The following is a 24,016-nucleotide window of genomic DNA, read 5'->3' as shown; positions in this document are numbered from 1 at the left end:
CACAGAATTACAGGGCTTTCCGTTGTTATGAGGTACAAAATTTTAGGTTTGAGGCAACAGCTCCGGAAGGCAACAGGCAACAGAAAAGAATAAAAACAACTGTACCTCATAGCTTCGGAAACTGCTGTATTAAATTTATTAACTTGTCTATCTTGATCTACAGTCAACCCTGATCGAGATATTATTCTATGCAGCTTAGAAATGAATTTTGTATAAGTTTTTTGTGTTTTTACTATTTAGTTAAACTTTGATTTGTTTGTAGCTTTTTGAGTACTCCTTGTCGATTCTAAATATACTGTTTATTTTACACAAATGCTTATTTTTTGAAACTGGTACATGGAACAATAACTTACACAAATTTTTTGGCATTGTTAATTTTAAGTATCATAGCTAATGTCACAAATAGTTGGTAACTGATGAAGTCAAATAATAAGCTAAAATTACTGTATAGTAGAGGTTTTAAGTACTGAAAATATCACTTTTAACTTCTAACTTTTGACTTTTGACTTTAGTGAAACGGTATGACTAGGGTTAAAATCCAATTACTTTCCTTAAATTGAAGAAAAATTTATTTCTATATCCTAAGTCCTAACTCCTACACCTTCATTCTTCAAACTATGTCTAAATTATTAATTAATCAATACTATACCGAAGTTGAACGTATTATTCAATATGGCGGTTCTCGGAATGAAAGTTCTATTCGGTTTGCCTTTCAATATCTCTTAAATGAATATTGCAAAACTAGAGATTTTCGATTAATTCCGGAACTGGATTATAAAAGTGACATACTCCCACACGCTCGCTTGCGCTATAATGTCGGCTTCTCGTTTCGTAGCCCTGCCCCATGGTGGAAAATTTCCAGGGTTATAGCAACATAATAATACAAGTTTTTCAACTAGGGCGAAAGCTTCTGGTGGGATGGTTGCAAATTGAATGGGCATCGAACCGATTCAATTTGCTGCCGATTCAGCTAAATCAGAAATAAAATTTGATTCAATTAAAACTTAACCAGGGTTTTATCAGCCAAAATATCTATTGCGTATGTCGCAACAGAGCTAAATCAGAAATAAAAATTTGATTTAATTAAAACTCCATCAGGGTTTTGTAAGTCAAAATATCTATTGCGTATGTCGCAACAGAGTTAAATCAGAAATAAAAATTTGATTTAATCAGCAAGCCCTAATTAAATCTCAAAGCATTGACTGATATTGGCTAAAGCCTTTTTGGGTTAAAAAAAGTGCTTGGTTTTCAGTCCAAAACCCTCAAAAAGTTAGAATTTTATGCAGAATAATTGCAGAAAAATTAAGTGACAAATATATCCGACTACTTCCTAGTTAAATTTTATTCTGTCCGCTCCTCCTAACTACTCTCCCACTCCCTGACCTATCCGTATATCCGTGCCATAATCAGTGTGAGCCACTCCCCCACTCCCTGACCTATCCGTGTATCCGTGCCATAATCAGTGTGAGCCACTCTTCCTTCTTAAGATAAAACCTCAACTCTCTTCCTTCTTCATTGTCATATTTCCTTCACCATCAATTTCTAAAATTGTCTTCGGAAAATCTTTTTTTGTAAGCTGCTTAATTAACTTAATACTCCGACCATATTTATCAGGATAAGGAATGCCTTTACTATTCAAATGAACAGGTAAAATTTTACCCGAAACAAAATCCCCTCTAGGATTAATATCTACTTCTAATACTAAAGAATATCCTAACTGAGCTTTGCTAGACAAAGTGCGATATCCCATAAAATTACCAAGAGAATAAGCAATTAACTTCCCTTGATAAACTTCCATTGCTCTAGGCACATGAGGACCATGAGCCAAAATTAAATCTGCACCTTCATCTATTAATGTATGGGAAAATAAAATTTTATTACCTCGATTTTCACCAAAAAATATTCAGTCTTATTCTTAATTCTCAACGCCCTAGTTCCCTCTGCACCTGCATGAACAGAAATAACAATAATATCTGCATTTTCATCTGCTTCTTGTACAAGTTTTTTCGCAGATTCTAAGTCAAGCATAGAATTATGATAACTATAATTACTAAAAGCAATAAATGCTATATTTATCCCTTTAACTTGACGATAAACAATTTCCCCCTTTTTCCCCACAGCTTGCATTCCCAAACTTTGAATATTAGCGATTGTATCCTCAAATCCCCGCTCAAAAAAATCAAAAGAATGATTATTTGCTACACTCAAAACATCAAAACCAGCATCTTTCAACAAATATTTATACTCTGGTGGTGTTCTAAAGGCAAAAACTTTACCACTGCCCATTCTTTTACGACTCTTGGGATAACTCGTCAAAGTACTTTCAAAATTACCAAATACAATATCTGCATCCTGCAATAATGGTTTGACTGAGGCAAACAATTCTTGTTTTTTTGGGTGTAATTTATTTCTAGGATAATTAGTACCGGGAATAATATCACCCACTGCTTTAATCGTAATTCTTGTATCAGGATTAATTGGAGATTTAATAGATGATAAAAGAAACTCAGAAACCTCTGATAAATTAAGTTTATTTTGAGTTTGTACAATTTGAGGAGTAGGTATAGTTGATATTTCTGACTTACTCACTTCTACTATTGAAGAGCTTGACTGAGGTCTTTGTTGCGGTGGATAAATATTTGAAATAATTTCAGGTAGCTTGTAATTATTAGAACTGAAAACTAAATTTGATACAGGAATTAATGCTATGCCAATAGTGCTTACTAATAGCCAAAGAGCTTGATTTTTCTTAGGTAAAAATTGCCAAGAAGTATTGTATGAAGAAAATATTTTTTTGTCCTAGAGCGATTATTTCTTTTTCTCACAGGTCCGTTGAGATTAACTGGAGAAAAATCTACATTTTTATCTTCACTTTTACTTATCTCTGGATTAGTCTTAACTATTTCTGGAGTATTTAATTCCACCTGTTGAAATAGGGAAGGTAGAGTAGGTTCAAGAGATTTTTGGGAATAATTTGTATTTTCTGGTTGCCACCAAATTGTCCCTACTCCGGCTGGATGGTATATACTAGGTCTGTATAATTCAATAACTTCTGTCCACTCAGGGATAGTGTTACCTAATCTTCGCCCGTAAAGATTGACAAAATCAATCGATGATGCGTTAAGGCGCTGCATTCCTTGATGAATTACTCTAATACAAGCTTGGCGATCTGGCAATTGAGAGCTTTCTAGTAAAAGATGCAGATTATTTTTCTGAATACTAACCCTAGCTTTAACTCCAATAGTTGTTAATGCTTGATTGATGAGAAAAGCGATCGCTTGAGGGTCTCCTTGTTTTGCTCGTGTTAAAATTTCTTGTTGACTCACAATTATTATCCTTACACCGAAAATATCAGCTAAATTCAATCATATTACTACTTATGAGAATAAATTTTTACTGATAATCCCTTATAGCTACCAAAATTTATAGTTGATCGAGATTAGCCAACTTGATTCGGCAAGGGGTCTCCCGTTATAATCTGTTCCTAATTTTTATAGAAAATCTCAATCTTCTTTAGCAAGAAAGCAAAAAAAAGTATCTAGAAAAGAAGTTGGGTCTAACAACTGGAAAAAAAGCACGTTGATAATGAATAATGAATAATGAATGATTCTTTAATTATTAATAATTTAAGGTGTTCATGTAAGTAGGGGCGAATGGCCATTCGCCCGTACATCCTCACAATACATCACATGCATTGTAGTAATTGTGGCCAAAAAGTAGCTAAAACTTTATCAGTTAGAACTCCCGAATTGTCCTAAATGTAAAACGGTTTTAGATAGAGATGAAAACGCTGCAATTAACATATTAAATAAAGCATTAAACGAGGTGGGTATCATCTTGTCTGCTTGTGGAGGCGTAAGACGGTGGTCAGCCTGTGAGACAAGAAACTTCAGCAAACGAGGATTGAATTATCTCTGTTTTAGAAGTTCCCGTTATAATCGCGAGATTTAACGGCAGAGACTTCACAAATGGAGGAACTAGCGTAGCACTATCTCTAGAAGAACGTCTGAAATATAACGACATTGTTATAGGAGGAACTAAATATGGTGAGAAATTACCTAAATAACACGGGAGCATTAAAGCTATCGTCTTTTAAGCGATGGATCAAAGGTGAGGAGTCGGATTTTAATCCGATGTATTTTATTTGACCGAAGAGCTACGTTGAAGGCCCCCGTGTTTTAACCGGGGGATGGAAACAACTGAGTCGTTTAGACTAGACAACTAAAGTGGTCCTGTGCTATTATTACTCAGGGGTAAGCCATCCAACCCTCGTTTCAAATGTACTCTTGTCAGCAAGTTTTAGTAAGTAAAAATCCCGATATTATTGCTATTGCCGAGTAATCTCAACTTTGCTTCTCTTAAAGAACTGAGAATATTACCGAGGAACAGATGTTTTTATTGGTTATGGTGTCTATGAAAAAGAAGTAGTAGTTAAACCTCAATTAAATCAAGAAAATGTCTTAGGAATAGACCACGGTGTAAATAATTGGTTGACCTGTGTATCTAATGTAGGTACAAGCGCGGGTTGTAGATGATAAACACCCACCCCTTTAGTTCCCCTCCCGGGAGGATAGGGTGGGTTGGTACAACAAACAAATATCAACCATTAAAGAAAATAAACCGACTGGATTTTGGTCAAATAAACTAGCTGCAATTACAGAAAAACGTAACCGCCAAATTCGATTTGGGAATTAATAAAGCAGCCAGAATAGTCATTAATCATTGCGCACAAAAATTCTATTGGTACAATTGTATTTGGTTGGAATAAAGGTCAGAAAAATCAAATCAAATTAGGAAAAAAAAGTAATTCAGAATTTGTACCAATTCCCACAGCTAGACTCAAAGAAAGAATAGCTAATTTATGCGATGAATATGGAATAATATTTATAGAAACACCAAGAAAGTTATACTTGTAGGGGCGAATGGCATTCGCCCCTTCATTTTTAGATGGTGACTATCTGCCTATTTATGGTGAAAAACTCGGTGCTGGTGCTCGGAACCTGAGTCCGAGCAAGGAAGCACCGACCCTACGGGCCAATGATTGGAAACCGTCACCGAAAAGAATAAAGCGTGGTTTGTATAGAAGTAGTAATAATTGGTTAATAAATGCAGACTGTAACGGGGCTGCAAATATAATCACAAAAGTAAGCCGCAAAGCTGTAGGGGCGAACGGCCGAAAGCTTGCGCATAACTATCGTTAACGCCCCTACTTAAGCCAACTGTGTAGGGGCACCGCGGAAATTGTCCCCAAAGAGTATATCTTTGGTCAGTGCTCGAAAAAACGAAGCAACATGGATTTATCCTGTTGCGTAGTATCTGCGCTTGTTTCCCCGTGACTGACCTCCGGGGAGTAGTCAATACAGATTTATCAAAAACAATTTGGATACCTGCCTTAGGTCACTACATTCGAGTTCTTCTTCCATACATAGCTCGACTAAATGTTAAATTAATTTTGCATTAAGTGCTTAATAGCAAACTCTCAGGAAATGAAAATTATGGAAAGTAGATTATTGGTGACCGGGGGTGCTGGATTTATAGGTTCTAATTTTGTCCACTATTGGTGTGAAACCTATCCTAATCATCGAGTAGTTGTATTGGATGCTCTGACTTACGCTGGTAATAAGGAGACTTTAGCTGATTTACTAGAGTTGCCAAATTTTCGCTTTGTCCAGGGAGATATTTGCGATCGCTCATTAGTAGATAGCTTACTCCAGGAAGAGGATATAGATACAGTAGCCCACTTTGCCGCAGAGTCTCATGTGGACCGGTCTATTCTTGGCCCGGCAGCTTTTGTTCAAACTAATGTTGTGGGTACTTTTACTTTGTTAGAGGCGTTCAGAAGTCATTATCCCACTGTTGCCCAAAACCCAGACCGGAGTTGTATATTTCTCCATGTTTCGACTGATGAAGTGTACGGTAGTTTAAGCTCAGAAGATTCTGCTTTTACAGAAACCACGCCTTATGCGCCAAATAGTCCCTATTCTGCATCAAAAGCAGGAAGTGACCATCTGGCTAGAGCTTATTATCATACTTATGGTATCCCGACAGTTATTACTAATTGTTCTAATAACTACGGACCGTATCATTTTCCTGAGAAGTTAATTCCTCTGATGTGCATCAATATGTTATTAGGAAAACAATTGCCAGTTTATGGTGATGGGCAAAATATTAGAGATTGGTTGTATGTGATAGATCATTGTCGAGCATTAGATACGGTAATTCACAAAGGTAAACCTGGAGAAACTTATAATATAGGTGGAAATAATGAGGTAAAAAATATTGATTTGGTGCGAATGTTGTGTCAAATTATGGATGAATTAGCAACTGATTTACCAGTGCAACCTTGTGAAAAGTTAATTACTTTTGTTAAGGATAGACCAGGACATGATCGACGCTATGCTATTGATGCTACAAAGATTAAAACTGAGTTAGGTTGGCAACCTTCAGTAACTGTTGAAGAAGGTTTACGTCAGACCGTAGATTGGTTTTTGAATAACCGAAATTGGTGGGAGCCATTATTATCTGAAGAATATCAAGCTTATTATCAGAAAGTTTATGCAAGTTCTTAATTTAGTAATTGGTAATTAGTAATATTTTTTGATGATTAGTTACTAGCTCTTCTATTTTCTGTAAGTAGTCTTTTCTAGCCACTATCCTAATTGTCAATTAGTTAGTTTAGTCGTAGAGCTTTCAAGGTTACTACTTTTATAGCAGAACGCAGCTATGGTGAAGGAAAAATCTGGCATTGTCTGAATTTTCAGCTTTTGATATGTGTTTACCTTTCCTTCGACTGCTATATAGAAATTTTATTTGAATTGTAGGTAAAATTTCTAAGAATTAGGGACTAGAAAAGCAGGAACAGAAATAAGACTTTCAAAGTCTCTACTGATGCAGCCGATCATAATTACAATTATCAAAAAACTTAACAATAACGTGGGAAAACTAATCCTAGATTAAAGTCCGTTAATGCTCAAGTCTTACCACAAATTTTAAAGACTTTAGATAGAGCTTTTTCTGAGATTAAATCTCTTGGTAAAGTTTTTCCTGGCTGCAATAAAAAGTTGAGAAGCTTTGTCTTTCTGGCAATGCTGAAAAATTGTCTAGGTAGATGTTTGATAAAGCATTTAAGATTGCTAAGTAGTGAGACAAAATTAATTACATATTCTACCGTCCCCCTTTTGCTAATTTCAACAATAAAATTTATTTTGCACAACTATGATTTATTATATCCATTAGTTTTAGAGTCTTGGAGGTACAAAATTTTCAGCATTTAGGAATACTTACTCTGGAAACAGAGAGATTTTAAAAAGTACCTTAGCATCTCAAAAATTGCTATTAAAGTTATCTCATAAATAGCAGTTTTCAAATCTTGGAAGTACAAAGTGTCAAGAATTTAGGGAATACTCGCTCTGGTAACAGAAATATTATTTAAGCAGTACCTTAGCATCTCAAAAATTGCTGTTAAGACTACCTCAAAAATAACCGAAACAAAAGTTTTGGACTATTAAGTAGTATATTTTTTGTAAAGAGGAAAAATGAAAAAATTTGCTCTAATCACAACATTATTAATAACTTCAAGCTTCATAATTTATCCCAAAGAAGTTTTATCTGAAAATGCTCCTACTTATGTACCTGGATATTGGCAACCAGAAGCTCAAGCAGCAGATTCAAAACAACCAATTATACTAAAGATTTTAAATCAGACTGGAAAAGCTCTCAACTATAACTTAATTCCAGAAGTAGAAAGAATTTTGCCCGCAGGAAGAAGTAAAAATATCAGAGTTGACTTGCAAAGTATACCTGACGGTTATGGCACAGTAAACATATATAATGACAGTTTACTTACTTATGAATATAGTGCAGAAGGTAATACAGTTACAGTTAGAGTTAAACCAGGTTCAGAAGCAACTGACCATAAATCAGTTTATATTTCTCCTACTGGTAGAGTGTATTCTTTTTAACTACTAACTGTGAACGGTCGGCCAAGTTGAAACAAGAAAAATTATCACAGTAGCGATCGCTAAAATTCCTTGAATTATATTTCCCACAATTGTGCCGACCACTATACCTATTCCAGCTTTTACAGATAATTTAGCCCTCTGAGTAAACTCTAAATCTTTCCGATATAAAAATTCTCCAACAACTGCTCCTAAAAAAGGTCCAACCAACATCCCTAATAAAGGTCCGCCGAATGGTAAAGCTGGTAAGAGACCAAAAAAACCTAATGCCAGACCAACGAAGCAACCTATTTGTCCCCATTTACTAGCACCAGACTGTTTTGCTCCCCAATAAGTAGCTAGAAAATCTATTAAAGTACTCAAAACAAGAACAGCGATCGCCATTCCTAACACCCAACCTACCCCAGTAAAATTTTGAATAAAGCTCCAAACTAAAATGGCTGCTAAAATCAAACTAGAACCGGGCAAACCTGGAATTACAGCACCAGCAACACCGACCAACATAACTATTACAAGAAGCCAATAAATAATTACCATTAACATATTAAAATCAAAAAATTAACCTGTCTTATTAATTCTAATTAATTTCTCTCGACAAAGTATCTGTCAATTTATCTGCTATTCCTGAAATCCAATTTTCATCTTGTTTAGTATAACTGCGAGGAGAATTTGCACCTAAGATAATTACGCCATTCTTACCAATAGGTTGACAAATGACACCTTGAGTATTTTCTGGTAAATAATTAAATTCAATACGACCCGGATAAACTTTTAAATCGACTAAATAAATAGGTTTTTGTTTATTCAAAACTTGTTGAAAAATAGCTCCCGGTTCTACTTGTGAGTGAGATGGTAAAATTCCTCTTTTTAATAAGACTTTGTTTTGATACCAAATAATAATAGTTTTAGTAACTGTATTAGTTAATAATAAACTAGAAGCCCAGGCAAGTTCATTTTTTGCTATGTCAGATAATTCTGGCAATAGTTCAAATCCTGATTCACCAATTAATTCAACAGTATCAGGAGAACGTGGTTGTATCTGTTGCCAAAGTAAACCAGTTAAAATCAAAAAAGCACTTAAAATTACCCCTACTACATCAGAACGAGCTTGGGAAGCTAAAAGATTAGGGGTAAAAAATCGATTAACCATGAGTAAAGTTCCACCTAATCCTCCTACTATTATAGGTAGCATTCGTAGGACTTGATTTTGGTCTGATTGAGCCATATTTTAAATAATAAATTATCAAACAAAGAGGGTTTAATATAGTGTTTATCTTTGAGAAATATGAATATATAGCAATATGATTTAAGTTGTTATATATTGGCAAATTTTAGATAACTGGGAACAGAGAATAAGAAAAAAATGTATGATATGAATATGATAACTGGTATATTCTATACTTTTAAGGAACACCTCAATTCTCACAACTGATTCCTGATTGCTATATAGTCTCTACATAAATTTTGAAAGCTATAATTTAAATCATTAAATTTATTGAAGAAGGAAAAAGGAAGGAAAAAGGAAGAAAAAAGAAGGAAAAAGTTGATGGGGATAGTCTTTGACAAGCCACTTCGTGCCTGATAACTCCAACCAATTGTAGACACAGCAGTTGAAGTGTGGAATCTTATACCCAAATATCGCGCATTTTTGCTACATCTTCTTGAAAGCAGAGAGTAGGAAGTAGTTCAACTATTAATAATTATTAATAATTACCTCTCCTTGAAAAGAAGAGGATTGACGCGGTAGGGAAAATTTTTTATTTTTTCTCCTTTAAAGGAGAGACTTTGAACCTTAATTATTCGGTAAATGACGAATAAGATATCTTGAATTCATACAAATAATTGCTAAAAAATCAATGAACAATTATCATTACTGAATAACTGAAGTGTTCAATAAAAATAGCATTATTTTTAGGAATTGGTATTAAACCCATAAAGAAAAAGATAAATTTAGATACCGATAAGCAAATTTTTAAAATTACTGAATAACTAGGATTTTTAGTAGTGCTAAACAAGTAATGATTTTTATCGTCTACCTTCTTATAATCAAAGGGATGTAGCAACTAATATCCTTAAATTTTTAGTACTACCTATTTTTTTAGGCTTTGATTTGACTGTAACTATATTTCAACCAACTTCACCAGGCTCAATAATACGTTGAAATAAATAACCAGTACCCCGAGCAGTTAAAATCAATTCTGGATTACTTGGATCGTCTTCTAACTTAGCCCTCAGTCGAGAAATATGAACATCCACTACCCTCGTATCTACATGGCGCTCCGGAGTATAACCCCAAACTTCCTGCAAAATTTCAGACCGAGAAAAAGGTTCTCCAGAACGACTTACCAACAACTCCAACAAACTAAACTCCATACCAGTAAGTCTAATTCGTTCATCCCCTTTGTAAACTTGACGCTTATTCGTATCAATTCTAATACTGCTGACCTGAATAACACCAGAACTAGGAATACCAGAACTCCCATTCTTATCAACTCGACGTAATACAGAACGAATTCTTGCTTCTAATTCTTTCGGAGAAAAAGGCTTAACAACATAGTCATCAGCACCTAACTCTAAACCTGTAATTCGATCTGCAACATCTCCCAAAGCAGTTAGCATAATTATGGGAATATCAGATTCTTTCCGCAACTCCTGACATACACCATAACCATCTAATTTTGGCATCATCACATCTAATACCACCAAATCTGGGTCTGCATTGCGAAAAGTCTCCAAAGCTTCTTCCCCGTCAGCAGCAGTGACAACATCATAGCCAATCATCGACAGCCGAGTTTCTAAAATACGACGGATACTTGCCTCATCATCAACAACCAATATTTTTTCTTTATGATTTTCCACTTTTCCTAACACTCCTTCATTTAGATTTATAATTATATTAATTTTCTTAACTCTATCATCAAAATAACAACAGAAATTACCATTATGTATTACTTCTTAGCTTGGGATGAGTGAAACTTTAGGCTTTTTATATTTACGAGTGAATATTAAATTATTTTAAGAAATGCCAAAACAGAAAATAAAGTATGTTTGTGGAGAATGTGGGTATGAGTCTGCTCAACATTTGGGCAGATGTCCTGGGTGTAATACCTGGGGTTCTATGACACCGGAGATAGAACAAAAAACTGTAACGACTTTACAAAGATTGGGACTTACTGATATAGACATTGGCAGTCAAGCATCTGAATCAGATAAGTCTTATGGTCAACCAAGGGCATCTTTTCTATTATCCCAGATTTCTGACCAAAGTTTGTCCAGAATGCCTTCTGGATTTGAAGAGTTAGACCGAGTGCTTGGTGGTGGAATTGTTCCTGGTTCCTTGGTTTTGATTGGTGGGGAACCTGGTATTGGTAAGTCTACTCTTTTATTACAGGTGGCTAATCAGTTGTCTAGTAGATGTCGAGTTTTATATGTGTCGGCAGAAGAGTCTGGACAACAGGTTAAATTACGTTCGCAACGTTTAATTGTTAATCTCAATAAAGTAGAAGTAAAGGAAGAGGATAAGGATAATGTTTCAAATGTTGAGATGGATGAAGATTTATCCTCAAATGAAAATAAGGATATTGTTTCAAATGTTGAGATGGATGAAGATTTATCCTCCAACGAAAGTCAAGAAAGCAATGACAATGCTGAAACTATAAAAGATTCCACTACAGATTCTCAGGAAAATTTATTTTTATTGCCAGAAACAGATTTAGAAGTAATTTTAAGAGAGTTAGAATCTCTCAAACCATATCTTGCTGTGATTGACAGTATTCAAACAATTTATTTTGCTTCGCTGACTTCTGCTCCTGGTTCGGTTGCTCAGGTGAGAGAATGTACTTCAGCTTTAATGCAAGTAGCAAAGCGGGAAAATATTACTTTATTAATAGTTGGTCATGTAACTAAAGATGGTGCTTTAGCAGGTCCCCGTGTTTTAGAACATTTGGTAGATACGGTTTTGTATTTTGAGGGCGATCGCTTTGCCTCTCACCGTCTGTTACGCTCTATGAAAAATCGTTTCGGCGCTACTCACGAAATTGGAGTATTTGAAATGGTGGCGAATGGTTTAAAGGAGATATTGAATCCCTCAGAGTTATTTTTAGGAAGTCGCGATGAATATGCTTCGGGAACTTCCACGGTTGTTTCTATGGAGGGTACTCGCCCAATAGTTGTAGAAATTCAAGCTTTAGTAAGTCCGGCAAGTCATGGTGCGCCTCGACGTTCTACTACTGGAATTGATAGTGGTAGGTTGCAACAGATTTTGGCAGTGTTGGAAAAACGGGTCGGCATTCCTTTATCTAAGTTAGATACTTATGTGGCGACAGTGGGTGGGTTGAGTGTAGAAGAACCTGCCGCAGACCTGGGAGTTGCTATTGCAGTAGTGGCTAGTTTTCGCGACCGGGTAGTTGACCCCAGGATTATTTTGCTGGGAGAGGTTGGTTTAGGTGGCCAGGTGCGACCTGTATCTCAGTTGGAATTAAGGTTGAGAGAGGCTGCGAAGTTAGGTTTTAAGAGGGCAATTATTCCGAAAGGTCAACAAACGCCAGATTTAGGAATGCAAATATTGCCTATTGCTAAGGTGATAGATGCAATTATTGCTGCTATTCCAGCCCAACCTCCAACTATGGAGAATTGAGGATTTTATTGTTAAAAGTGAAGAAGGAACAAGGAGTAAATAGGTTTGCTGATTAACTATCAAAGTATTGACAGATAAAGATTTTAGCCTTATGAGATTCCAAAAAAGTGCCCTTGTTTTAGTCTAAAACGTTCAAAAAGTTAGCATTTTGGGAAATCAAGGACAGAAAAATTGAGGGACAATTCTTACTTTTACTCCTCTAAATTCCCCGTTTCTTCTGACTCAGTCCTCAGTCCTTCCCTTCCTGGGAGCAGGGCTGTTTCAAAGTATTGTAGATTAACGATGAGCGGGAGAACGGGAGATGAGAGGATCGTAGAACAGTGAAATTTACCAAAATTTGCCGATTTTTCAGCCAATAAGCGTCCCTTTTGCTCTGACTAAAATTGTGAAAACTCAACTTTTAATCATAAATTAAAAACTTCCATCCCCGTGTCTGGTGTGTCACCGCGTCCCCGTGTCTATCGAGAATGAAACAGCCCTGCCAGGAGGGCAGGGGTTAGGGGTGGGTTGATTCCTATCCCTAGCAAAAAATTTTATTCGGCAAACCCTAACCCTATTTAGAGAACCTACCTTCTTGAGTCTTGCTATGAATATTCTTTAGCTTGAAAAATAGACTAGCGAAAATTTTTTTATCTGAAGCACCTCAAATGTATAACTTTGTAATCTTTGTATTATTTAGTATTATTCTGCTATACGCAATAGTTAAATCTTATGTTTGTTGGAACTACTGAAGCAGCTTCTCTATTAAGTATTTCTGCTCAACGAGTCCGAGTTTTGCTCAAAGAAGGTCGGATTCAAGGCGCTCGGAAAATAAATGGTCGGACTTGGGGAATTCCTCTGTACAAAGGAAAACCAAGAGTCTCTGGTAGAAAACGTGGCCCTAAACCCAATTGGTCTCCTCATCGCCACTGTGGTAAAAATACTCTTCATTTTAATCGGCCTAATATAGAGAAAAATCGAAAGCTCAAAAAGGTCGATCCTCAAGCTAAATGTGAATATGTACTTTCTGCTCAACGTGGCTCTGAGATTTTAGGTAAAGGTCACGAAGTTGAGATTCACGGTCCTTGTCGGATTGTTTATCGACCAGAAAAACCTCATAGTTGTGGAGCCACTGTGTGGATTGAGACTTTGGCAACGGCGACAGTGTTTAATTTTGACGGTACAGTGGAGCGGGTTGACAGTAGATGGATTTGGGAAGAAGAGGAGATGTGGAAAATCAATAAGAAAAATATTGAGGAATTAATTAGCATTTCTGTTTAAGCTGTCAAATTTTCTGCATCATCAACTAATATCTTTTTTCTCAAATTACTAAATTAGGTAATTTTCGATTAATCTTTAATACAAACTAAATTGCGGGTAAATTTTGCTATATTACATCATCCCGTTATTTGTCTCTTTTGGAGAATATTTTTAAATCTTTATTTGTCATATATGACATAAATTTTTTGAGCAAAAGGAGTGTCATTTTACTGGCTATTTTTTTCTGAAAAATAGTTTTCTTATTTATCTGATAATTCCAAGTTTTGATAGCCAAATCAATATACCAACCCAAATGTGTAGGAGTTTGTGTTTTATATGACTCCCACCAAGCTCTATCTTCATCAGTAATAGTTTCTGGTGTCACACCTTTTAAAACATACATTAGTAACCAGAATGTCGGATTATTTTGATATGAATTAACTACCTGGTTTAATGCTTTAGACTTAGATGTTTTAGCTACTCTTTTCCACTCCTCTAATTTAGCTAGGTCTTGAGTGTAACGAAAAGTCACGTTAGCTAAATATAAATTTGCTTTACTCCATTTTAATCCACCATATCTACCATAAGCAGCTACTTCTGAATTAATATCGGGTGTATTTTTATTATTCAAAGTTTCTTTAGTTGATACTAACCACTCAACAACAGAATCATGAGATAAAGGATTACTAGCATCTTTTAAAACAAATCCAAATCTTTCTACTGGTCTTTCTGACTTTGTATCTACAGATGTCGGCAACCACAGAAATAAACATACATTTTTTCCAGGAATATTAGTTATTTCTGCCAATTTTTTATGATTTTTTCCCTCACCTGTTCCATACAATACTTTTCGATAGCTCGTGCTAACCATTTCTTTGATTTTTGGTTGAGCAATTAATTGATTTCGTATAGCTTGAAAATCTTTCTTGTATTTTTCATCTAGTCTAAAATTAAATTCCCAAGCAAAAGTCGGTAAACTTTTACTATAAGATTCAGAGTTTAAATTTTTTCCTGGGAAGCCAAATATAGGATAAGGAATATCATAAGTTTTTCCTGAAAGATTAAATTTAGCAATATCTTTATTCTGTTCAACATCAATACTAAACTCCCATAAACAAAAATCATCCTCAAACTTGGAAGCTTCCTTATCTGTATAATTATCCTCATGGAAAATAGGAGCGTTCGCGGAGCGTGGCGTTAGCCGTATCGCTATTAATTTCACAGGTAATGAATAATCTATTTGTTCTGCAAAAGGCTTTTCTATCAGTAAAGCTTTCCTATAGCGAGTAAGCTGAGAGATTAAACCTCTATCCTCTTCATTTTTTAACTCAATTATCACAGGTTGTTTAACTGATTTAATAGAGCATAGTAAATCGCACCTTTGTGTATTAATAGTATGCTGACGCTTAATCAAAACTAAGTCTGGAAAAATCTGGTTAAAATTTAATTCTATATAATTTTCTAAATCTTCTTCTGACTGAAATTTGATTTTTTCATTGATAAAGACTAAGTTACGAGTAGACTTTGCTACCTTCTCATCCCGTTTTTTCTCAGCTTCTGTTAAATGCTTGGCTTTTAAATATGGCATAAACTTCTTTATAAGAATCAGAATGTGTAAATTATACTTGTAATGTTACTTGCTGTTCCTGAGATTAATTAGCGAATTTACTTAATTCCGTAATTCCAAGTTTTAACAGCTAAATCTATATACCAACCTAAATTGTTAGGGGTTTTATTTTTATACGAATTCCACCAAGCTCTATCTTCATCACTCATAGCATCTGGTGTCACACCATATTAAAAGGTGCGTTATTGACCTCTCCCCTGGCTGAAGCCGAGGGGATTCTAAGCTGTTGCTACATGGCTGGATTTATCCGTGCCACTCCGCTTTTTAGCTTTGGTTTCCCAGATACGAAATCTGGTAGCAAGGGCCAAAACTTGCCTACAGACCTTGACTAGGCTTAAACCTAATTGTGTCTCTACTTTGCGAAGTATATTCGCAGCTGCGTTTAAATCAGCGTTGATTAATATTCCTTTAGCAGTGCGGTACATCCCGCGTTTAACTCGTTTCCCTGATGGTTTCCACCCTTTCCTACGGAATGCTACGCAAACGGGTTTCTCACCAAAAGTAGGTAGAAAATCACTGTCTAGAAAACTAGCTTTACTGGTATAGGATTCCTCGGTTTCAATCAACTTAATACTGTGTTCTGTACACAACTGTTTTACCCGTTCTTTGAGTTTAGATGTAGGAATTTGGACAAATGATTGTGTTGTTTTTCCCAAGTCTGCCCCTTGTCGTTGTCCCTGATTCCAACCAAAAACAATCATGCCAATTTGATGTTCTAAGCAATGATTGACAATTAGTCTTGCAGCTTTATTCACAGCGTCACGCATCTGACGATTACGTTTTTCTGTGATTTCGGCTAGTTGGCCATCCCAGTAGCCTTGCGGTTTGCCTTCTTTAAGTGTGGAAGCACGCTTGTTATACCACTGGTTAAGACTTTTAACCTTGCGACCGTCAACAATCAAGCTAGTACCAACATTAGAGACGCAACTTAACCAGTTGTCGATTCCAGGGTCGATACCTAAAGCATTCTGAGGATTTAAATTATGTTGAGTTAGAATTTCTTTTTGATAGACCAACTCGACATAGAAACACTGATTGCGTGGTAATATTCGCAGTTCTTTGATATCTATAAACTTTAGATTCGACGGCATAGGTATTAAAAAGCTATCTAACTTAAACCATCGTTTTACAGTTGTGCCCAGGGGAATTTTGATTTGGTCTCCAACAAGCCTTAAAGCCTGTGACGGATAAATTACCACTGCTAAACCGTCTTTTTTACGGTAGTTGGGAACCCTGGGCTTGAAATGCAAATTACCTTTTTTGTACTTCTTATCTAGCTCTTTAAATGATTTAAAAGATTCCGCAACAGACCTTAATATTTGCTGTGCAGCCTGTGAGTACAAAACTTTGTAGTGTTTGTTAGTCTTGTATTCTTTTTCTAAGTCATATTTGCCAATTATCTTTTTACTCTTAAAAATAATTGACGACCATAGTAAATACCACAATTTGTTAGTTTATGGGACTCGGAACAAATAAACTCAAGTACTGATTTCAATTCGTTATCCGGGTTAATTAAATTTTTCTGACATCCATAAATAGGCATTCTGTATATCACCCCCTGGAAAGATGCTATATATAAGTATACGAATATATGCAGTCTAACACAATGCCTTTCCCAAAAAAACATAAACTAGGGTTTACTACTGACAGAAAGCAATCCCTAACGACCACAGTCTGTTTCAAAACCGATGAAGAATTAGCCCAAAAATTAAAGTCTGTCCCAGACTGGCAAGAGAAGTTAAGGCAAGTATTACCAGACTTAATCAAAGGCTGGACAGCAGGTTAAAACCTGCCGTGTCCGTTTTTATCCCTCCTCTAAAGAGAGAGGGCTTTCAACGTCCCGCCAATCCTTGGTAAGAATTGCAGGGTAAGAAAAAAATGATAATATAAATATATTGGGGTTTGCTCGCCCCTACGCATGATTTTTTATTCAACCTGCTAGATCCTGCTAGATATTTAAGGGAGCGATCGCACCATAACTAGGCAGGACAATGACCGACCATAGATAGTCATCCTAGAGTAGAGATAAAATATGAGAATTTTCATTTTGTTAAGCACAAAAAAAGCAGAAAGAGAGTAAGGATTGCAAGGAAAGAAAAAGATGATAAGATAAATATAATGGGGGTTTATCGCCCATAATCATGATTTTTTATTCAACACAAAAAACCGGAAAGATAGGGTACGCCACGGACACCCTACCAAACAAACCCACCAACTAACTAAACAGCCTTACCAGAACTAATTTCTGACTCCAAATTAAACAAAAGTTGTAAAGTCTGCATCGCATGACGCCTCGCCTCAATATCCTGTTGTGCCCGTAACTGAACCATCGGGTCATGCAAAATCTTATTCACAATACCCCTAGTCAAAGCCTCAATTACCTCTTGATGTTTTTCCGCAAATTCCGAACCCAAACGAGATAAAGCCTTTTCTAATTCCTGCTCTCGAATAGTCTCTATTTTTTGTCGTAAAGAATTAATAGTAGGAACCGTCTCTAAACTTCTCCACCAAACATCAAAAGCTTCTACCTCTTCCTCCAATAAAACCTCAGCCTCCATCGCCATTTGCCGACGACTTTCTTGATTTTGAGCAACAACAGCCTTCAAATCATCCACATTAAAACAACTAACATTCGCCAATTCACTCACATCAGTAGCAATATTACGAGGTACAGAAATATCCACCAACATTAAAGATTGATTAGGAGCTAAAATTCCTTCTAATTTAGCCTTATCTAAAATTGGTTGAGTTGCACCAGTGCTAGTAAATACTAAGTCAGAATTAGCAATAATCCGATCCATTTCTGACATAGAATAAACATTTATATCTGCATCCTTAAAACTATTTGCTAAATCCTGAGCGCGTCCGATAGAACGATTAATAATTGATATATTATTTGCACCTTTAGCTAATAAATGTTGTACCAGTAACTTTGACATTTTACCAGCACCAACAATAGCCACTCGGTAATTAGATAAATCCTCTAATTTCATCTGAGCTAATTCCACCGCTGCCGAACTAATAGAAACAGCACCAGTACCAATACTTGTTTCCGTCCTCACCCTTTTTCCAGCAGTTACAGCTTGCTTAAATAAACGATTAAGAATCCGCCCAATACCTTTATATTGTTGCCCAAGTTTATGAGTTTGTTTAACCTGAGCTAAAATTTGCCCTTCACCTAATACCAAACTATCTAATCCAGCAGCAACTCGCATTAAGTGCATAATAGAATCTTCATGGAGCAACATAAATAGGTGAGGACGGAGTAAATTTAAAGGTATTTTACTAGAGTCAGAAAGAAACTGAATTACTTCCCGAATACCAGGCTGCATTTCATTAGTAACTACATAAATTTCTAAACGATTACAGGTACTAAGAATGCCAACTTCTTGAGTATAAGTTCCACCACATAATTGAGTAATGGCATTTTCTATTTGTGTTTCTGGAATACTTAATTTTTCTCTAACTTCAACGGGTGCTGTTTTGTGACTAAGTCCTACAACTGCAATATTCATATAATTTTTTTGTTATTTTGTCGTTATTTGTCAACAGAATTCAGTATTGATAATTTTCCCATAATTATCGGAAAATAACTATCAATAATTGATGGTTTGAAAAGAGATTTTAAGTAAGCATTCAGCCGTCAGCTATCAGCCATCAGCTATTGCTTTGAGTTTTAGATGAAAGCTTCAAAATACCCAGGAAATGAAAAACTGTATTTTTTTCTACTCCCTGCTGTACTTCATAAACCACTGAATACGCTGTAAATTAAAAAGATGAGGTATATAGGAGAAATTTATCTGATTTCCGCATCTCATCAAAAATTAATTATTCAAAAAAAGGAGGCAGGTTTAATAAATGAGTGACATACTCCCACACTAAGATGGCGCTATATTGTGAGCTTCTCGTTTCCCTGCCCCGGTATTCCGTCGGGCAAGCGCGTGCTTTAAGGACGTCTGGGCCCTACCGCCCTATTTTTGATATTGATCGCCGCGTTTCCGTTTGTCATGCTTCCCTACGGGATGCTGCGCAAACGCAAACACATCGCGGTCAATTACAACACCACAATGTGAGCAAGAATGAGTTCGTATATTTAATTCTTTGAGAACTTTTTCCCCACAGTTTTAGCAATCTTGGCTAGTATTTTTGGGGTTCACTGCTATGGTTTTCACCTCCAGCATTTCCGGCTTTGACAGTCAAAATAGACAGGAATTGACCCCCAAATCGCATCGTTAATTGATTTACTTAAACGGGTTTTTGCTAGTCCTTTAATGTTTAAGTTTTCATGGGCGATAATTTCAGCTTTTGATAATAATTCATTGGATGTTTTGAAATGAAAGTCTTTACGTTTATCGGCCACTGCTTGGTGCGCGTTCCCTCTCTTGGTCAGCATTCCCTCTCTTGGTCGGCGTTCCGCAAGCGAGCTGGCGTCGTCGCGGGTTCGCATCCGCTTTTTTATGTTGTTTAGCTACAGCTAGAAGAGCTTTTAACCATCTTTTGCTGCCTTTATTTTTACGGGATAAACGTTTTTGTAGAGCCTTTAATCTCTGCTGAGATTTTCGATATTTATGAGGGATGGGGACAGATTCTCCTTCACTTGTTACTAAGAATTCCTTCAGTCCCATATCGATTTCCAGAGTATTTTTTAATGTAGGTTCCACTTCAGTTGTTAAAGCCGGAACTGATTTGTCTTCTAAGGATAAAGTCACATAATAACCACCTGCTTTACGACTAATCGTCACTGTTTTAATTGTCAACCCTTCTGGTATTGGACCATGCTGAATTAACTTTACTTTTCCTATTTTGGGTAAGTTTATTTTATTTCCTTGAATGCAGTCAAGTTTGATTTGAGGATAAGTAAAACTGCGATAACGTCCAATTCCATTAAACCTTGGCTTTCCTAATTTATGTCCATTTTTGTCTGCCTTAAACCATCTATCAAAGGCAAGTTTTACCCGTTTTATGCAATCCTGTAAAACTTGAGAATGAATTAGCTTGTAGTCAGGAAACAAGTCTATGGTATTGACCAAATCTCGTTTTTGAGAGTAATAATCTGGATTATCTCTGAGTTGAGGAATTGGCATGCACCTTGGGGCAAGCGTTAACTGGACAACGGTTTTCTGACCACCATGAGAACCGCTCGCCTAATCGATAGTTGTACTGCCGACGCAACAATTCTAACCACATTTCTATTGTGGCTAACTGTTCTTTATTTGGCCTTAATTTATATTGGTAGGCAGGGCGCATAGTGGAAAATTTCCGGGGTTATTGCAAGACAATAATATAAGTTTTTCAACTAGGGCGAAAGCTTCTGCTAGGATGGCATGCAAATTGAATGGGCATCGAACCCATTACAATTTGCCACCGATTCATCCGCCAAATCTGCATATTATGGCGTGAGGCTTCTCGGCGATTCAGCTAAAAATTTATGGGGCTGTTTTTGCCATGGTTTTAAAGCTGCAAAATAACTACTACAAGCTGAGTCTAACCTTCTAATTATTTGCTTACTAACTTTAGTTAGTAAAGTTTGATAATCGTAACTCTTAGATACTAGATGATACAGTTGATTAAAGCTGAGTTTCTATTTGTTTTCAAAGAAATATTGGCGCTGGATGGTAAGCAAGCTAAATTGAACAGATTTTTTGACAAAAAAGCTTCAGGTCAGGAATTGACTACAAATAATGTGATTTGCCGAACCCATGACGTTCAACTAGCTTTATACCTTTATTGTAGCTGATAAAGACTCAATGGATAGACAACTGAACAAACTTACTAATTTTAGTTTTATAGCTATAGTTATAGGCTAAGTTTGATGAACTTTAGAGAAGTTTCGCTTTCTGTATTTACCACCAAAAAATTGAAATAGCACTTTAGTAGTCAGGAATCAATTCTCAAGGCATATAGTATTAGATAGCAACTCACTAATGTTGATAGCCAAAAACTGAAACCTAGTTAATTCTATACTCCCGCACTACAAATCTTTTTCAATCAGGGTGGAGTAGTTCAACTCTGTTAGCCTATAACCGTTTTCAGAGTATGACCTAGGAAATACTAATAGCTAATAATAATAGCTAGTTAATCATTCCCAAGCCATCTCTATTGAGACAAGGAAATTAATTATGACCACTTGATATTAATTTTTTGCAGGTCATTCTTTAACTTGAATATTTCCTAAATTTCCCATTTACCCAATACTATTTCTATTTAAGTTGCAGTGATTTCGATTCTCCGAACATATGCACAGTATCTACGAACCGAGCAGTGTTTGACTGAGAAGAAATAACTAAACTTTGGGTACGAGCACCATGAGGGAAGAAGCGGACTCCCTCCATTAGAGTACCAGGAGTAATACCACAAGCTGCAAATAGCACTGTTTCTCCAGAGGCTAAATCTTCAGCATTATAAACTTTGTCTGGATCTTCGACACCCATTTCTTTGAGTCGAGCTATGTTATCTTCTTTGCTTTCTCCAATTAAACCAGTTTTGACAATAGCTGGGTCATAAATCAGTTGTCCTTGGAAATGGCCTCCTAAAGCACGCATAGCTGCTGCTGAGATTACTCCCTCTGGCGCTGCACCAATACCCATCAAAGCATGGATATTTGTACCTGCAAATGCACAAGAAATAGCTGCCGAGACATCACCATCACTAATCAGACGGACTCTGGCACCAGCTTGACGAATTTCATTGATTAGCTCTTTGTGACGGGGACGATCCATCACCACAACTACTAACTCCTCAACAGCACGCTCCATACATTCTGAAATAATCTTGAGATTTTCAGTAGCAGATTTATTAATATCTACATGATTTTTGGCTACTGCTGGTGCAGCTAATTTTTTCATATAGACATCTGGTGCTGCCAATAGACCCCCTTTCTCAGAAATAGCTAATACTGCCATTGAACCATTTTGACCGTAGGCAACTAGGTTTGTCCCTTCGCAAGGGTCCACTGCTATGTCAATCTCGACTAGCTGTTCTATGTCACAAACCTCTTTAGCATTAGGCTGAGTACAAATTCCTACTTCTTCGCCGATGTAGAGCATGGGGGCTTCATCTCGCTCTCCTTCTCCAATAACAATGCGACCCCGCATATGAATTTTGTTCATCCGCTCCCGCATAGCTTCTACAGCTACTTCGTCTGCGGTATTTTTCTCACCTTTTCCCATCCAACGAGCAGAGGCGATCGCTGCTTGTTCTACTACTTCGATAATTTCTAAACCAATTACGTTATCCACGATTTTTTTATCCTCCCAACTGCTGAGGAAAACTTTTTTATTTTGTTCTCCCAGTGTTAAAGTCTATCAGAGCCAGGGATCAGCTTAGGACTTTGTGCTGAATGTGGGGTGTAAAGTTTTATTACAGACAGTCAAAAGTCAAAAGTCAAAAGTCAAAAGTCAAAAGTTGAAAACTAAAGAAAGATTGATAGAGGGAAAGCGACGGTTTGGGAAATTTAATTGCTTCAGTTATCTTAAATATTTAGTTTGACCAAAAAAGCGGGTTTCAAGCCCCGTCCTAGAAGGACGGTTAACCTCAATCGCCCTTGCACAAATTAAATTGAACCTGATATACTAATAATATACGCCACACAAGCTAGCGTCAAAACTATGATAGTATACGAATTCAAAGTCAAAGGAAAACCTCAGCAATATCAAGCCATTGATGAGGCAATCCGTACTGGCCAATTCGTGAGAAATTCATGCCTTCGCTATTGGATGGATCATCGAGGACTAGGTAGAAAAGAACTGTATAGGTATAATACCGAATTACGTTCCATGTACCCATTCGTTCAAGATTTGAATTCCCATGCTTGTCAGGCATCTGTAGAACGTTGTTGGTCAGCTATTGCTAGGTTCTTTGACAACTGCAAGAACAAAGATATCTCGAAAGAAGGGGTACCCACGATTCAAGAAACATAGCCGCTCTGTTGAATACAAGACATCGGGCTGGAAATTGCTAGACCCCAAACATATTGAATTTACCGACAAAAAAGGTATTGGTAGACTCAAACTGATTGGGACATGGGACTTGGCATTCTATCCAGTTGAGAAGATTAAGCGAGTGAGACTGGTGAGACGAGAGTCACGGTTATTATTGTCAGTTTTGTATCAGTGTAGATGTTCATGGCTCAACCTTACCCACAAAACGAAATGTCGGCTTAGATGTGGGCTTAAAAGAATTCTACACCGATTCAGACGGTAATACAGAGCCAAACCCCAGATTCTACAGAAAGAGTGAGAAACGGATGAAATTCTATCAGCGTCGTGTTTCTCGCAAACATAAAGGCAGTGCCAACCGCCAGCGCGCCATTAATAAACTGAGTAGAGTACACCTCAAAATAAGTAGGCAACGTGAGGAACACGCCAAAAGACTAGCGCGTTGCGTAGTCCACTCTAACGATGTGGTCGCCTAGACGCGGAGCGGCGCGCCGAAGGCAGATTTGAGGATTAAGAATTTGGTGAAAAACCACTGTCTGGCCAAGTCTATTAATGATGCAGGTTGGTATCAATTCAGGAAATGGTTAGAGTATTTTGGTCATAAATTTGGCAAGGTAAC

19 protein-coding genes and 2 pseudogenes are annotated in these 24,016 nt (G+C 36.6%); 7 read left to right on the top strand and 14 right to left on the bottom strand.

The window, feature by feature from the left end:
* Positions 1 to 1,495 precede the first annotated feature (1,495 nt).
* The 3 genes from SAGCYANO_RS47645 to SAGCYANO_RS16610 form a co-directional block, all read right to left on the bottom strand.
* Positions 1,496 to 1,828 carry a CapA family protein gene (locus tag SAGCYANO_RS47645; RefSeq protein ID WP_255502580.1) on the bottom strand — a complete coding sequence of 111 codons (333 nt, stop codon included), beginning with the start codon at positions 1,826 to 1,828 and terminating at the stop codon, positions 1,496 to 1,498.
* Positions 1,829 to 1,851: 23 nt separating this feature from the next.
* Positions 1,852 to 2,589, bottom strand: a complete 738-nt coding sequence (locus tag SAGCYANO_RS47640) for a CapA family protein (protein WP_255502579.1) — start codon at positions 2,587 to 2,589, stop codon at positions 1,852 to 1,854.
* A gap of 134 nt (positions 2,590 to 2,723) precedes the next feature.
* Positions 2,724 to 3,326 (bottom strand): hypothetical protein, encoded by a 603-nt coding sequence (locus tag SAGCYANO_RS16610; protein WP_202221094.1) that lies wholly within the window; start codon positions 3,324 to 3,326, stop codon positions 2,724 to 2,726.
* A 451-nt stretch (positions 3,327 to 3,777) separates the two neighbouring features.
* On the opposite strand from SAGCYANO_RS16610, the pseudogene SAGCYANO_RS16605 reads away from it, so the two are divergent.
* The 3 genes and pseudogenes from SAGCYANO_RS16605 to SAGCYANO_RS16585 form a co-directional block, all read left to right on the top strand.
* Positions 3,778 to 3,951: pseudogene (locus tag SAGCYANO_RS16605) on the top strand (hypothetical protein); the annotation flags it as partial.
* Between the two features lie 1,544 nt (positions 3,952 to 5,495).
* Positions 5,496 to 6,569: a dTDP-glucose 4,6-dehydratase gene (rfbB, locus tag SAGCYANO_RS16595; protein ID WP_202221092.1), complete on the top strand. Its 1,074-nt coding sequence runs from the start codon at positions 5,496 to 5,498 to the stop codon at positions 6,567 to 6,569.
* 966 nt (positions 6,570 to 7,535) lie between these two features.
* Positions 7,536 to 7,961, top strand: a complete 426-nt coding sequence (locus SAGCYANO_RS16585) for a hypothetical protein (protein ID WP_202221090.1) — start codon at positions 7,536 to 7,538, stop codon at positions 7,959 to 7,961.
* 3 nt (positions 7,962 to 7,964) lie between these two features.
* Here the strand turns inward: SAGCYANO_RS16585 and SAGCYANO_RS16580 are convergent, their stop codons facing one another.
* The 3 genes from SAGCYANO_RS16580 to rpaB all read right to left on the bottom strand — a co-directional run bounded on the left by SAGCYANO_RS16580 (position 7,965) and on the right by rpaB (position 10,817).
* Positions 7,965 to 8,495, bottom strand: a complete 531-nt coding sequence (locus SAGCYANO_RS16580; protein WP_202221105.1) for a DUF456 domain-containing protein — start codon at positions 8,493 to 8,495, stop codon at positions 7,965 to 7,967.
* Positions 8,496 to 8,535: 40 nt separating this feature from the next.
* Positions 8,536 to 9,183 carry a cofactor assembly of complex C subunit B gene (locus SAGCYANO_RS16575; protein ID WP_202221089.1) on the bottom strand — a complete coding sequence of 216 codons (648 nt, stop codon included), beginning with the start codon at positions 9,181 to 9,183 and terminating at the stop codon, positions 8,536 to 8,538.
* Between the two features lie 902 nt (positions 9,184 to 10,085).
* Entirely contained in the window at positions 10,086 to 10,817 is a 732-nt protein-coding gene (rpaB, locus tag SAGCYANO_RS16570) for a response regulator transcription factor RpaB (RefSeq protein WP_202221088.1), read from the bottom strand.
* 163 nt (positions 10,818 to 10,980) lie between these two features.
* Between rpaB and radA the strand changes: the two genes are divergently transcribed.
* Together radA and SAGCYANO_RS16560 are read left to right on the top strand one after the other, a co-directional pair.
* Positions 10,981 to 12,594 carry a DNA repair protein RadA gene (gene radA / locus SAGCYANO_RS16565; RefSeq protein WP_202221087.1) on the top strand — a complete coding sequence of 538 codons (1,614 nt, stop codon included), beginning with the start codon at positions 10,981 to 10,983 and terminating at the stop codon, positions 12,592 to 12,594.
* A gap of 711 nt (positions 12,595 to 13,305) precedes the next feature.
* Entirely contained in the window at positions 13,306 to 13,854 is a 549-nt protein-coding gene (locus SAGCYANO_RS16560) for a DNA-binding protein (RefSeq protein ID WP_202221086.1), read from the top strand.
* A gap of 124 nt (positions 13,855 to 13,978) precedes the next feature.
* Here the strand turns inward: SAGCYANO_RS16560 and SAGCYANO_RS16555 are convergent, their stop codons facing one another.
* The 3 genes from SAGCYANO_RS16555 to SAGCYANO_RS16550 all read right to left on the bottom strand — a co-directional run bounded on the left by SAGCYANO_RS16555 (position 13,979) and on the right by SAGCYANO_RS16550 (position 16,905).
* A complete protein-coding gene (locus SAGCYANO_RS16555; RefSeq protein WP_202221085.1) occupies positions 13,979 to 15,421 on the bottom strand; it encodes a hypothetical protein in 1,443 nt (480 codons plus the stop codon).
* 77 nt (positions 15,422 to 15,498) lie between these two features.
* A complete protein-coding gene (locus SAGCYANO_RS47635; RefSeq protein WP_255502578.1) occupies positions 15,499 to 15,624 on the bottom strand; it encodes a hypothetical protein in 126 nt (41 codons plus the stop codon).
* 54 nt (positions 15,625 to 15,678) lie between these two features.
* Entirely contained in the window at positions 15,679 to 16,905 is a 1,227-nt protein-coding gene (locus tag SAGCYANO_RS16550; protein ID WP_237396239.1) for a transposase, read from the bottom strand.
* 146 nt (positions 16,906 to 17,051) lie between these two features.
* On the opposite strand from SAGCYANO_RS16550, the gene SAGCYANO_RS16545 reads away from it, so the two are divergent.
* Positions 17,052 to 17,246, top strand: a complete 195-nt coding sequence (locus tag SAGCYANO_RS16545) for a hypothetical protein (RefSeq protein WP_202221084.1) — start codon at positions 17,052 to 17,054, stop codon at positions 17,244 to 17,246.
* Between the two features lie 433 nt (positions 17,247 to 17,679).
* On the opposite strand, the gene SAGCYANO_RS16540 is transcribed toward SAGCYANO_RS16545, so the two are convergent.
* The 5 genes from SAGCYANO_RS16540 to glpX all read right to left on the bottom strand — a co-directional run bounded on the left by SAGCYANO_RS16540 (position 17,680) and on the right by glpX (position 22,698).
* Positions 17,680 to 18,975 carry a glutamyl-tRNA reductase gene (locus SAGCYANO_RS16540; RefSeq protein WP_202221083.1) on the bottom strand — a complete coding sequence of 432 codons (1,296 nt, stop codon included), beginning with the start codon at positions 18,973 to 18,975 and terminating at the stop codon, positions 17,680 to 17,682.
* Positions 18,976 to 19,431: 456 nt separating this feature from the next.
* Complete coding sequence (locus SAGCYANO_RS48815) at positions 19,432 to 19,551, bottom strand: hypothetical protein (RefSeq protein ID WP_305081049.1); 120 nt, start codon at positions 19,549 to 19,551, stop codon at positions 19,432 to 19,434.
* A 258-nt stretch (positions 19,552 to 19,809) separates the two neighbouring features.
* Positions 19,810 to 20,544: a transposase gene (locus SAGCYANO_RS16535; RefSeq protein WP_237396237.1), complete on the bottom strand. Its 735-nt coding sequence runs from the start codon at positions 20,542 to 20,544 to the stop codon at positions 19,810 to 19,812.
* Positions 20,519 to 20,707: a helix-turn-helix domain-containing protein gene (locus tag SAGCYANO_RS44835; RefSeq protein WP_237396235.1), complete on the bottom strand. Its 189-nt coding sequence runs from the start codon at positions 20,705 to 20,707 to the stop codon at positions 20,519 to 20,521. The genes SAGCYANO_RS16535 and SAGCYANO_RS44835 overlap by 26 nt, the downstream gene beginning before the upstream one ends.
* Positions 20,708 to 21,660: 953 nt before the next feature.
* A complete protein-coding gene (gene glpX, locus SAGCYANO_RS16530) occupies positions 21,661 to 22,698 on the bottom strand; it encodes a class II fructose-bisphosphatase (RefSeq protein ID WP_202221082.1) in 1,038 nt (345 codons plus the stop codon).
* 369 nt (positions 22,699 to 23,067) lie between these two features.
* Between glpX and SAGCYANO_RS16525 the strand changes: the two are divergent.
* Positions 23,068 to 24,016 (top strand): annotated as a pseudogene (locus SAGCYANO_RS16525) (RNA-guided endonuclease InsQ/TnpB family protein); the annotation flags it as partial.

The organism is Okeania sp. KiyG1, assembly GCF_014132355.1.
Lineage (GTDB): Bacteria > Cyanobacteriota > Cyanobacteriia > Cyanobacteriales > Microcoleaceae > Okeania.
Note: the sequence above shows the minus strand (reverse complement) of the source record. Positions and strands in the feature narration are given on the sequence as shown.

Excerpts from the sequence above, each read along its gene's own strand:
- radA (WP_202221087.1), top strand. The coding sequence starts at position 10,981 with ATGCCAAAACAGAAAATAAAGTATGTTTGTGGAGAATGTGGGTATGAG.
- SAGCYANO_RS16560 (WP_202221086.1), top strand. The coding sequence starts at position 13,306 with ATGTTTGTTGGAACTACTGAAGCAGCTTCTCTATTAAGTATTTCTGCT.
- SAGCYANO_RS16580 (WP_202221105.1), bottom strand. The coding sequence starts at position 8,495 with ATGGTAATTATTTATTGGCTTCTTGTAATAGTTATGTTGGTCGGTGTT.
- SAGCYANO_RS16585 (WP_202221090.1), top strand. The coding sequence starts at position 7,536 with ATGAAAAAATTTGCTCTAATCACAACATTATTAATAACTTCAAGCTTC.
- SAGCYANO_RS16540 (WP_202221083.1), bottom strand. The coding sequence starts at position 18,975 with ATGAATATTGCAGTTGTAGGACTTAGTCACAAAACAGCACCCGTTGAA.
- SAGCYANO_RS16545 (WP_202221084.1), top strand. The coding sequence starts at position 17,052 with ATGCAGTCTAACACAATGCCTTTCCCAAAAAAACATAAACTAGGGTTT.
- rfbB (WP_202221092.1), top strand. The coding sequence starts at position 5,496 with ATGGAAAGTAGATTATTGGTGACCGGGGGTGCTGGATTTATAGGTTCT.
- SAGCYANO_RS16555 (WP_202221085.1), bottom strand. The coding sequence starts at position 15,421 with ATGCCATATTTAAAAGCCAAGCATTTAACAGAAGCTGAGAAAAAACGG.
- SAGCYANO_RS16575 (WP_202221089.1), bottom strand. The coding sequence starts at position 9,183 with ATGGCTCAATCAGACCAAAATCAAGTCCTACGAATGCTACCTATAATA.
- SAGCYANO_RS44835 (WP_237396235.1), bottom strand. The coding sequence starts at position 20,707 with ATGCGCCCTGCCTACCAATATAAATTAAGGCCAAATAAAGAACAGTTA.
- SAGCYANO_RS16535 (WP_237396237.1), bottom strand. The coding sequence starts at position 20,544 with ATGCCAATTCCTCAACTCAGAGATAATCCAGATTATTACTCTCAAAAA.